General features: G+C 71.4%; 11 protein-coding genes. 5 read left to right on the top strand and 6 right to left on the bottom strand.

The features are described 5' to 3' along the window. Positions 1-125: 125 nt before the first annotated feature. The gene (locus tag J2X36_RS14545) at positions 126-647 is read right to left on the bottom strand and encodes a DUF2244 domain-containing protein (RefSeq protein ID WP_310350858.1); all 522 of its coding nucleotides are present in this window, start codon (positions 645-647) and stop codon (positions 126-128) included. Between the two features lie 20 nt (positions 648-667). Here J2X36_RS14545 and nth point away from each other — a divergent pair, with 20 nt between their 5' ends. Together nth and purC are read left to right on the top strand one after the other, a co-directional pair. Then, entirely contained in the window at positions 668-1396 is a 729-nt protein-coding gene (gene nth, locus J2X36_RS14540; protein ID WP_310350856.1) for an endonuclease III, read from the top strand. Between the two features lie 214 nt (positions 1397-1610). Next, entirely contained in the window at positions 1611-2405 is a 795-nt protein-coding gene (gene purC, locus J2X36_RS14535; RefSeq protein ID WP_109891388.1) for a phosphoribosylaminoimidazolesuccinocarboxamide synthase, read from the top strand. Positions 2406-2483: 78 nt separating this feature from the next. Here the strand turns inward: purC and J2X36_RS14530 are convergent, their stop codons facing one another. The 3 genes from J2X36_RS14530 to J2X36_RS14520 are packed head-to-tail and all read right to left on the bottom strand — an operon-like array spanning position 2484 to position 5749. Continuing rightward, positions 2484-4496, bottom strand: coding sequence for a glycosyltransferase (locus J2X36_RS14530; protein WP_310350848.1), 2013 nt, complete (start codon positions 4494-4496; stop codon positions 2484-2486). Positions 4497-4531: 35 nt separating this feature from the next. After that, positions 4532-5161: a hypothetical protein gene (locus J2X36_RS14525; RefSeq protein ID WP_310350845.1), complete on the bottom strand. Its 630-nt coding sequence runs from the start codon at positions 5159-5161 to the stop codon at positions 4532-4534. A 48-nt stretch (positions 5162-5209) separates the two neighbouring features. Next, positions 5210-5749 carry an invasion associated locus B family protein gene (locus J2X36_RS14520; RefSeq protein ID WP_310350840.1) on the bottom strand — a complete coding sequence of 180 codons (540 nt, stop codon included), beginning with the start codon at positions 5747-5749 and terminating at the stop codon, positions 5210-5212. A 181-nt stretch (positions 5750-5930) separates the two neighbouring features. On the opposite strand from J2X36_RS14520, the gene J2X36_RS14515 reads away from it, so the two are divergent. Continuing rightward, on the top strand, positions 5931-6308 hold the full coding sequence (locus J2X36_RS14515) for a hypothetical protein (RefSeq protein WP_207919271.1): 378 nt from the start codon (positions 5931-5933) through the stop codon (positions 6306-6308). Positions 6309-6327: 19 nt separating this feature from the next. On the opposite strand, the gene J2X36_RS14510 is transcribed toward J2X36_RS14515, so the two are convergent. Together J2X36_RS14510 and J2X36_RS14505 are read right to left on the bottom strand one after the other, a co-directional pair. Further along, on the bottom strand, positions 6328-7062 hold the full coding sequence (locus J2X36_RS14510; protein ID WP_310350836.1) for a SprT family zinc-dependent metalloprotease: 735 nt from the start codon (positions 7060-7062) through the stop codon (positions 6328-6330). A gap of 131 nt (positions 7063-7193) precedes the next feature. Then, entirely contained in the window at positions 7194-8468 is a 1275-nt protein-coding gene (locus tag J2X36_RS14505; protein ID WP_310350834.1) for a polyhydroxyalkanoate depolymerase, read from the bottom strand. Positions 8469-8662: 194 nt separating this feature from the next. On the opposite strand from J2X36_RS14505, the gene J2X36_RS14500 reads away from it, so the two are divergent. Continuing rightward, positions 8663-10045, top strand: a complete 1383-nt coding sequence (locus J2X36_RS14500; protein ID WP_132255992.1) for an ActS/PrrB/RegB family redox-sensitive histidine kinase — start codon at positions 8663-8665, stop codon at positions 10043-10045. 36 nt (positions 10046-10081) lie between these two features. Then, positions 10082-10684 carry an ActR/PrrA/RegA family redox response regulator transcription factor gene (locus J2X36_RS14495; protein WP_132255991.1) on the top strand — a complete coding sequence of 201 codons (603 nt, stop codon included), beginning with the start codon at positions 10082-10084 and terminating at the stop codon, positions 10682-10684. The last annotated feature ends 56 nt before the right edge of the window (positions 10685-10740 follow it).

Below are 10740 nucleotides of genomic sequence, written 5' to 3'. Positions count from 1 at the left end.
CCACTTCCGCGGCCGGCGCCGATGAGCAGCGGTATACGGACCACCCCCAAAAACGTCAACCCGAAAAATCACAGACCCATGAAAATCCCGCGACACGACCGTGACAGGACCCGCCCCGGCGCCGCTCAGTAGCCCTTCTTCACGGAGGCCAGCGCCCGATCGAGCCCTTGCGCGATGCGCGCGCGCTCGTCGGGCGAGGCGTCGCGGGCGACGAGCACTGCCTGCCGCCGCGACACCAGGGTCAGGCGCTGCAGGCCGTATTCCTCGTCCTCCACCTTCGCGATCTTCGTCCAGAGCGGGTTGAACCGCCATTCACGCCGCTCCCCCCGGTGGCTGACCCGCGCGAGCAGCACCTCGATCTGGGAGATCATCACCTCCTCGAAGGAACGGCCGCGGCGCGCGCTCACCTTCAGGGCGGCGTAGAGCGCCAGCATGTCGATGCCGAAGAACCCCGCCACAGGCCAGAAGCCCATGCGGATGCACCAGATCGAGGTGGCGACCGAGACGAGGCAGCAGCCCGCCATCACGACGCGGAAGCCCCGGCGACCTAAGGATTGGTGCGGCCGGATCGTCGCCGAGAAGACGGGCCGGTCCATGCTGTCAGGATCGAGGCCGTCGGGATGGGCCGAAAGGTTGCCGCTCGCCATGCACACCATATAAGGCGGCCATGGCCCGCCGTCAGTCGATCCGCACCGGGAAAAGCCGCGTCGCAGCGGACCTCGAAGCTCCCCTCGTCGCCCGTGTGGAGACGGCGCCGGCGCCCGTCGGGCCCGAGACCGTCGCGGAGATCTTCCGGCGGCTGAGTGCCCTGAATCCGGAGCCGCGCGCCGAGCTCGCCTACGTCAACGCCTACACGCTCCTCGTCGCCGTCGTGCTCTCGGCCCAGGCGACCGACCGCAGCGTCAACCTCGCGACGGCGCCCCTTTTCGCGGTCGCCGACACGCCGGAGAAGATGCTCGGCCTCGGCGAGGAGCGGGTGCGCGACTTCATCCGGACGATCGGCCTCTTCAACACCAAGGCGAAGAACGTCATCGCCCTCTCGCAGATCCTGGTGGAGCGGCATGGGGGGGCGGTGCCGCGCGCGCGCGACGCGCTGGAGGTGCTGCCGGGCGTCGGCACGAAGACCGCGAGCGTGGTGCTGAACGTGGCCTTCGGCGTCGAGACGATCGCGGTCGATACCCACATCTTCCGGGTCTCGAACCGGATCCCCCTCGTGGTGGCGCCGACCACCGACAAGGTGCAGGCGGGGCTCGAGGCGATCGTGCCCGCGCCCTACCGCCTGAACGCGCATCACTGGCTGATCCTGTTCGGGCGCTACATCTGCAAGGCGCGCCGGCCGGAATGCCCGCGCTGCCCCATCAACGATCTCTGCCGCTACCCCTCGAAGACCCTCTGACGCGCGCCCTCTCCGCGAGGGTCCGGGCCTCCCGCAGGACGCGCGACGGGATCGCGCGCAAGGCTAACGCGTTGTGCTGCCAACCCGCTTCGGGTACTTTGGCAGCCGGCCGCCGGTGGCGATCGGCAACGATAAGCACGCGCGGCCCGGCCTTCGATCAGGCCGCCACGCCGCGGATTCCGCACATCGTTTGGTCGCCAAGGAGTCACGGCCCATGGACTTCCTCAAACCACGGTACACGCCTATGAACCGCCGCCGTCGCATCTACGAGGGCAAGGCGAAGGTCCTCTACGAGGGTCCGGAGCCCGGAACGCTCATCCAGCACTTCAAGGACGACGCGACCGCCTTCAACGCGAAGAAGCACGAGGTCATCGACGGCAAGGGCGTGCTGAACAACCGGATCTCGGAATTCGTCTTCCAGCACCTCAACGATATCGGCGTGCCGACCCACTTCATCCGCCGCCTGAACATGCGCGAGCAGCTGATCCGCGAAGTCGAGATCATCCCGCTCGAGGTGGTGGTGCGCAACGTGGCCGCGGGCTCGCTCGCGACGCGGCTCGGCCTCGAGGAAGGCACGCAGCTGCCGCGCTCGATCATCGAGTTCTACTACAAGAACGATCAGCTCAACGACCCGATGGTCTCGGAGGAGCACATCACCGCCTTCGGCTGGGCGACGCCGCAGGAGATCGACGACATCATGGCGCTCGCCATCCGGGTGAACGACTTCCTGTCGGGCCTCTTCCTCGGGGTCGGCATCCGGCTCGTGGACTTCAAGATGGAGACGGGCCGCCTCTGGGAGGGCGACCTGATGCGGATCGTGGTGGCCGACGAGATCTCCCCGGATTCCTGCCGCCTGTGGGACATCAAGTCGTCGGACAAGCTCGACAAGGACCGCTTCCGCAAGGATCTCGGCGGCCTGATCGAGGCCTATACCGAGGTCGCCAAGCGCCTCGGGATCATGTCCGAGAACGAGAAGGTCCAGACGGGCGGCCCGCGCCTCGTCCAGTAATCGGCCCGGCTCCGGCCGGATCGTCGGAACCTCGGCCAAGGGGCCCCGCGGAAGCGGCGGCCCCTTTCGTCTGCCCGCCTATTCGAGATCCTCGCCGAAGGTCGTGACCGAGAGCGCCGGGTGGTAGAACGGGTCGTGGCGGATGATGGCCCGCCAGCGCTCGGAGAAGCGCGCAGCCTCGGCCTCGAAGCGCCTGCGCGCCGCGCCGACGGCCGGGCCGCGGCTCACGGATTCGAGATGCGCGAGCTCGGCCTCCGGCGTCCAGACCGTCTTCCAGCCCGCCGCGCCGAGGCGCAGGCAGAAATCGACGTCGTTGAAATCGACCGGGAAAGCCTCCGCGTCGAAGCCGCCGACCGCCTGGTAGCGGTCGCGCCGGACGGCGAGGCAGGCGGCCGTCACCGCCGAGACCTCGTGCGCGACGCGCAATTGGCCGAGGCGCCCCGGCGACCCGGCGGGGCGGCGGCGCAGGCTGTGCCCGGCCCGGCCGCCCAGGCCGACCACGACGCCCGCGTGCTGGAGGCGCCCGTCCCCGTAGAGGAGCTTGGCGCCGACCGCTCCGACCTCCGGCCGGCAGGCCTGCCGGACCATCGCCTCGAGCCAGCCCGCGGCGAGCACCGCGACGTCGTTGTTGAGGAGCACCACCACCTCGCCCGCCGCGGCGGCGACGCCCGCATTCACCATGGCGGAGAAGTTGAAGGGCTCGGGATGGGGCACGATCCGGACCCGGTCGTCGCGGCGCAAGGCCTCGTAATGGGCGAGCACGGCCGGATCGGTCGATCCGTTGTCGACGATGATGAGTTCGAGGGCCGCATAGCCCGTCTCCTGCAGGACGCCCCGGCAGACGCGGGCGATGAGGTCGATGCGGTCGCGGGAGGGGATGACGACGCTGACGAGCGGCGCGGGGTCGGGCAGCGGCCAGCGGAGCAAGACGCCGCCCTCGCGGGCCTCGGCGATGGCAGGCGAGGCGATGGCGGCGAGGACCCGTCCGACCTCCTCGGCGGAGGGCGCGGCGGCCGGCGCGCCGAGATCGCAGAGAACCTGCGGCACGTGCTCGACCGCCCGGGCCGACGCCGTAGCGATCGCGAGCGCGCCGACGAGCGCCGGCGCATCCGCGGCCGAGCCGCCGGCGCGCAGGAGAAGACGGGCGGAATAGAGGGCGGGGCGGCCGACATAAGCGGTCGCCAGCGCGAGGTCGGGGCTCCAGTCGGGCTTCAGCCGGGGCCGCCCGTCCGGGTCGAGGGCGTCGGCGTAGACGAGGTCGAGATCGGACCGGGCATGGAGGCGCGCTCCGAGGCGGGCGAGAGCCTCGGGTCGCAGCGCATCGCCCGGACTGAGCGGGAGGATCGCGTCGCTCGCCTCGACGAGATCGGCGAGGGTCTCGTCCGGCGCGAACGGGCGCTGCGCGACGCGCGGATCATCGTTCGGGACGTGGCGGCCGCCCGCCGCGTGGAGCACGAGGGCCTCCCAGCCCGGATGCGTCTGGGCGCGCAGCGAGGCGAGCGTCCGGGCGAGGCCGGCGCCCTCCCCTCCCCCGGCGGGAATCAGGATGCGCAGCGGGCCTGCGGTCAGATCGGGCGTCTCCGCGGGCGGCCCGGCGCGGGCGGCGGCCCAGGCCGCGTAGCGGGCGAGCGCCGTGACGGCGCAGGACCCGCGGAGGATGTCGCGGAAGCGGCGCTCGTCGCGGCGCAGGAAGGTGTAGAGCGCGGCCGGGAACCGCCGCGGCCGCTTGAACAGGCACTCGGTGAACACGCTGGCCTGGGTGCGCAGCCCGACGCGGTCGAGCCGGAGGCCGGGGCCGGCGGCGAGGCGGATCTCGCGCAGCCCGGCCGGCAGGTAGCCGAGCCAGTGCGCCGCGCCCTCGGTGACGCCCGGCAGGAGGAACTCGTCGTCGGGCCGCCCGGCCCGGAGCAGCCGCAGCATCGGCCGGAGCGGCGCCTTCGACGGGTCGCCGAGAACGGTGAGCGTGATCCAGTCCCCCTCCCCTGCCGCGGGAATGCGGAGGCGATGGGTGAAGACCGGATCGTCGGTCAGCTCCAGCGAGAACGGCATCGCGCGGCCGAGCCAGGGGCGGGCACTCGTCGGGATCGGCATGCGGCCCCGTCAGGCGGCGGGCCGCGAGGCCGCCCTCACTGGCTCGCGCCGGTCTGCTCGGGCGAAGCGGGCGCGGCCGCCACCGGTGGCTTGCGGCGGGCGGGCGCCTTCGCGGCCTTCGCTCCGCCGCCGAGCCCGACCTCGATCTCGTAGTCGCGGGTCATCGCGGCCGGGACGGCGATGTCCTCCTCGACCACCGAGAAGAAGCCCTGCGCCTCGCCCGCGCCGACCGAGGCGGAGAGCCTGCGGAAGCGGGACACCACGACCTTCTCGTCGGACTTGACGGCGATGGTGAGCGGCACGTCGAAGCGGCCCGGCGCGCCGGCCGGACCCAGCAGGACGCGCCCCTCGACGCCGACCTTGACCGTGATCGAGCCGTCCTCGCGGCGGGTGCATTCGCGGGCGAGCCGTCCGAGCGTGATCTGCGTGCGGATGCTGGCCTTGTCGCCCGCGCGCCCGCCCAGCGTCTGCAGGGCCGCCCCGCCCTCCGAAACGCCGACCGGCGGGCAATAGGGCGGCTCCAGGTCCTTGCCCTGCGAGGGCGGCACGGTGGGGCCGCCATACTTGAACATATTGGAGAGGAAGTTGCCCTCCTCGGCGCCGGCGGCCGTGGCGGCGAGCGCCAGAACCAGTGCCGGGACCCCCGCTCTCACACGAACACGCATCACGTCGTCCTCCCGGCGGCGGCGTCGCCGCCCCTCCCCGCGGCGCGGCTATTTCAGATTGTCGAAGCCGCCGCCGAACCCCTTCATCGAGAGAGGGATGCCGACGCCCTCCTCCGGGGTCTGGAACACGATGAACGTCGCCTGCGAGCCGGCCTTGAACTGACGGATCAGGTTGTCGTCCATCACCACCTCGGCGACGCAGCCGGTGGTCAGGCAGCGTACGAAGCCCGCGCGCCCGATATCGGTCTGGTCGATCTTCAGGCCGAGCCCGGAGGGCAGCAGGATGCCGAGCGGGGCAACGACCCGCAGCAGGTAGCCGCGGTTGTCGGCGGTCTTCAGAACGATGACGACGAGGGACAGGTTCGGCCGGTCCTCCGCCGCGAGGTACTGGACCAGCGCGCATTGCTCCGCCTTCGCGCCCGCGGGCGTCTCGCAGCGCAATTGCCAGTCGTCGAAGGTCTTCCGGACGGTGCCCTGGGCCGCGGCGCCCGCGACGCCGAGCCCCGCGACCAGGGGCAATGCGACGGCGAGGGAGGCGGCGGCGCACCGGATTCGATCGAGCCTCTTCCGCAGACCCACGCGACACATCCTTGCTGGAACGCCCCGGCCCGAAGGGGCACGGGGCCGGGAGCCCGGTGTTCCGACCATGCTGGGCCGTACCCTGTCAAGCGACCGGCCGCGGCTCATTTTCGCCACATTGTGCTACCCCTCGGCGCGGCCAAGCTCTAGATTGGACGGACCAGTGCTCCTGATCCGGATCGAGTCCCCCATGCGTCACATCCTCCTCCCGGCCCTTCTTCTTGGAGCCGGTCTCTCCCAGGCCGCCGCGCAGGGCCTGCCCATCGGCGAGACGACGTATGTCGAGCGGTCGCTCAACCGCGACGCGACACTGACGGTTGAGCACCCGCCCGTCTCGCGCAATCCCTACGGGCGGCGCGCCGGCTCCTCGGCGGCGATCGCGGGCTTCTGCCACGAAGGCGGCTTCATCCGCCGCCGGGACGCCGACGGGCATGCCACGATCGTCCGGCAGCGGGAGCTCTGTGACAGCGTGGCGCCGCGCACCCTGAACCCCGGCGAGGTCGACCCGCGCCCCACCTGGCCCGTCGAGCGCGTCTCGCGGGAGCGCGTCCTGCGCGTGAAGGGCTGAGCGCGATCGGGAGCGTGGCTCAACCGTAGCGGTGCAGGCTCGCACCGTTGCGCTTGAGCCAGGCTTCCGCCTCGTCGACGTGCGGGCAGAGGTCGCCGAGAAGGCTCCAGAAGCGCTGCGAGTGGTTCATCTCGCGCAGATGCGCCATCTCGTGCGCGACGAGGTAGTCGAGCACGAGGGGCGGCGCCAGGATCAGGCGCCAGGAGAAATTCAGCTCGCCCCGCGCGGTGCAGGATCCCCAGCGGCTGCGCGTGTCGCGGATCGTGATCCGGGTCGGCGCCTGCCCGAGCGCGGCCGTGTAGCGCGCGACCGCCTCGGCGAGATCCGCGCGGACCTCGCGCTGCAGCCAGTCGCGCACGCGCCGGCCGACGAAGGCGGGGTCGCAGGAGACCGAGATCACCGCCTCGCCGCCGATCTGCTCCAGGCGCGTCGCGCCGCTGCGGGCGCCGCGATGCTCGATCCTGTGCGGGACGCCGCGCACGGGCAGGCTCGCCCCGGGCTCGAAGAGGACGCGGGCCGGGACGCGGGCGAGGCGCGCCGCGATCCAGCCGCCATGGCTTGCCACGAAACGCTGCGCGGTCGCGATCGAGGTTCGCGTCGGCAGCGTCAGGATCACCTCGCCGGTCGCCTGCGAGACGCGCAGGGTCAGACGGCGCGCCGCAGGCCAGCGCCGTAGGGATACGCGCAGGGGCTCACCCCCGTGGAGGATGTCGAGGTGCTCGGGATCGGGCCGACGCAGGAGGGCGAGAGGCATGCTCAAGCTTAAGCCGGCGGCCGCGATTGCTCCAGCCGCTCGGCGCCACAGCGTCGCGAATTCCTCGCGTCGATGGGGCATCCCGCTCCGAGCCGGTCCGTTCGTTCGGGATCGGCTCCCTGCGCGCCGCCTCAGACGACCCGACGCAGATGCGGGACCGTCGCCGGACGCGCCTCCATCTCGCGAGTGAAGCGCGTGATCCGCGGCGCGATCACGCTGCGGAAGCGCGAGCCGTTGAACACGCCGTAATGCCCCACCCCCGTCTGCAGGTGATAGACCTTGCGCGCGTCGGGCAGGTTCGGGGTGAGGTCGAGGGCCGCCCGGGTCTGCCCGACGCCGGAGATGTCGTCGTTCTCGCCCTCGACGGCGAGGATCGCGCAGCGCCGGATGGCGGTGAGGTCGACCGGGGCGCCATGATGCAGCATCGTGCCGTTCGGCAGGGCGTGCTCGACGAACACCGTGCGCACCGTCTGCAGGTAGAACTCGGCGGTGAGGTCCATCACGGCGAGGTACTCGTCGTAGAAGTCGCGGTGCTTCTCGGCCGAGTCGCCGTCGCCCTTCACGAGATGGTCGAACATCTCGGCATGGGCGGTGACGTGCCGGTCGAGGTTCATCGCCATGAACCCCGAGAGCTGCAGGAAGCCCGGATAGACGCGCCGCCACCCCCCCGGATAGATCGGCGGCACCAGGGTGATGCAATGGCGCTCGAACCAGTCCGAGCCGCGCTCCTGCGCGAGGCAGTTGACGGCGGTCGGCGAGCGGCGCGTGTCGATGGGCCCGCCCATCAGCGTCATTGAGAGGGGGACGCCGGCGGCCTCCTGCGCCTCCATCACGGCCACCGCCGCGATCACCGGCACGGCGGGCTGGCAGACGGCCATGACGTGCAGGTCCGGTCCGAGGTCCCGGAAGATGTCCTTGAGATAATCGATGTAGGTGTCGAGATCGAAGTTGCCGGCGGTGATCGGCACCATCCGCGCATCGGCCCAGTCGGTGATGTAGACGTCGTGGTTCGGCAGCATGGCCTCCACGGTGCCGCGCAGCAGCGTGGCGTAGTGGCCCGACATCGGCGCGACGATCAGGAGCTTCGATTGGGGCTCGGCGGGCCGGCGCAGGAAGCCGCGGTCGAAGCTGATCACGCGGCAGAACGGGCGCTCCCAGACGACCCGCTCGGTGACGGGCACGCGCTCGCCGCCGACCACCGTCTCATCCAGGTCGAAGGACGGCTTGCCGTAGCGGCGCGTCACGCGCTCGAACATCTCGCAGCCCGCGGCGATCGAGCGGGCATAGGGCGAGTAGGCGGCCGGATTGCCCGGGTGCCGAAGGCTGTGGCGCGTCACGTCGGCGGCCACGCGTGCCGGCGACAGCATCAGCCGGGCGCCTTCGTACCAGAAATAGGCGAGATCCATGGCGTCGTCCTCGTCACGCCACGCGCACCCCCCGGGCACGCGACTGGCAACGGAGTGCCAGTCTACACGTTCCTGGATGAATCGTCGCACAACGACGTGGCGAACGACTGAGCGAACGACTTGGCGATCACCTTGGCGATCACCCTGGCGCTCACCCTGGACGGCGCCTGGTCCGGCCCTATCGTTCTGTCGCCATGTCTGATCCGAGTCCGAACGGCTTCGTCCGAGATGCCCGCCACCTTCGGCTCGACACGTTCGTGCGCCTGCGCTGGCTCGCGATCACCGGTCAGAGCGCGGCCGTGGTCGGCGCGCAGTTCGGGCTCGGCCTCGCCCTGCCCTTCGGCTGGTGCTTCCTCGTCATCGCGGCCTCGTCCTGGCTGAACCTCGCCCTGCGCATCCGCTTCCCGGCGAGCTACCGCCTGAGCGATGATTCGGCCGCCCTGCTCCTCGCCTTCGACATCATCCAGCTCGCGGCCCTGCTCTTCCTGACGGGCGGCCTGCAGAATCCGTTCTCGCTCCTGTTCCTCGCCCCCGTCCTCATCTCGGCCACCGCCCTGCCGCCGGAGCGGACCCTCGCGCTCGGGCTCCTCGCGATCGGGCTCGCGACCCTGCTCGCCCTCGTCCACCGGCCCCTGCCCTGGTTCGCCGACGGGCGGATCGAGCTGCCCTTCCTCTACATCTCGGGGGTGTGGACGGCGATCCTCCTCGGCACCGCCTTCACCGGCGTCTACGCGTGGCGGGTGGCGGAGGAGACCCGGCAGCTCGCCCAGGCGCTGGCTGCGACCGAGCTGGTCCTTGCCCGCGAGCAGCACCTGTCGCAGCTCGACGGCCTCGCCGCGGCGGCGGCGCACGAACTGGGCACGCCGCTCGGAACCATCATGGTCGTGACGAAGGAGCTCGTCCGGCAACTCGGCCCGACCGCCTCGCCCGGCGTGGCCGAGGATCTGGAACTCCTGCGCGAGCAGGTCGACCGCTGCCGCGGCATCCTCCAGAAGCTCACCTCCCTCGACAGCGACGAGACGGGCTTCCTCGCCACCGTCACCTTCAGCCACCTCGTCGAGGAGCTGGCGGCGCCTCAGCGGGCGCTCGGCATCCAGCTCGCGGTCTCGAGCCGCGGCGAGGGCCCGGAGCCGATCTGCCGGCGCAATCCCGGCGTCATGTTCGGGCTCGCCAACATCGTCGACAACGCCGTCGATTTCGCCGATTCGCGCGTGGTGATCGAGGCGCACTGGGATCTGGAGCGCGTCTTCCTGGAGATCCGGGACGACGGGCCGGGCTTCTCCAGCGAGGTGCTGCTGCGCGCGGGCGAGCCCTACGTCACCACACGGAGCCCCGACCGGACGGTGCAGGGCGATACCGTGGGGGCGGGGCTCGGGCTCGGCCTGTTCATCGCCAAGACCCTGATCGAGCGCTCCGGGGCGCTGCTCACCCTGTCCAACATGTCGTCGCCGGGCAGCACCGGCGCCGTCGTCCAGATCGCGTGGCCGCGCCCCGTCTTCGAGCGCGGAGCCGTCCCGCGCCACGCTCCGGAAGTTGTGGGCCAACCCCTAACGGAACGCAGCGCGGCACCTATATAAACCTCTGATCAACCACGACGAAACAAGGAGCGTCGTATGCTGACGCAATCGGGGACCTCGGCGCCCGCCGCCGAGGCCGTGACCCTCTCGGAGAACGATCCTCTGGCGGCCTTCTCCGACCGCAGCCTCCTGATCGTAGACGACGACAAGCCCTTCTCGACGCGTCTCGCCCGGGCCATGGAGAGCCGGGGCTACGCGGTCCAGGTCGCGGAGAGCGTCGCCGAGGGCGTCACCGCCGTCGAGACCCGCGCACCCGCCTTCGCGGTCATCGACATGCGCCTCGGCGACGGCAACGGCCTCGACGTGATCGCGCGCCTGAAGGAGCGCCGCCCGGATGCGCGCGGCGTCATCCTGACGGGCTACGGCAACATCGCCACCGCCGTGACGGCGGTGAAGCTCGGCGCGTTCGACTACCTCGCCAAGCCGGCCGACGCGGACGAGATCCACGGGACGCTGATGGCCCAGCCGGGCGAGCGTGCGGACCCGCCCGAGAACCCGATGTCGGCCGACCGCGTGCGCTGGGAGCACATCCAGCGGGTCTACGAGCTGTGCGGCCGCAACGTCTCCGAGACGGCCCGGCGGCTGAACATGCACCGACGCACGCTCCAGCGCATCCTCGCCAAGCGCGCCCCGCGCTGAGGCCCGGGGGCGGGCCCGCGGCCCGCCACACGGGCGCTCCCGCCCCGTCGCCCGCG

This window comes from Methylobacterium sp. BE186 (assembly GCF_031457035.1).
GTDB classification, from domain to species: Bacteria; Pseudomonadota; Alphaproteobacteria; order Rhizobiales; family Beijerinckiaceae; genus Methylobacterium; species Methylobacterium segetis.
The sequence above is the reverse complement of the archived record's forward strand: the minus strand, read 5'-3'. Positions and strand labels throughout refer to the sequence as shown.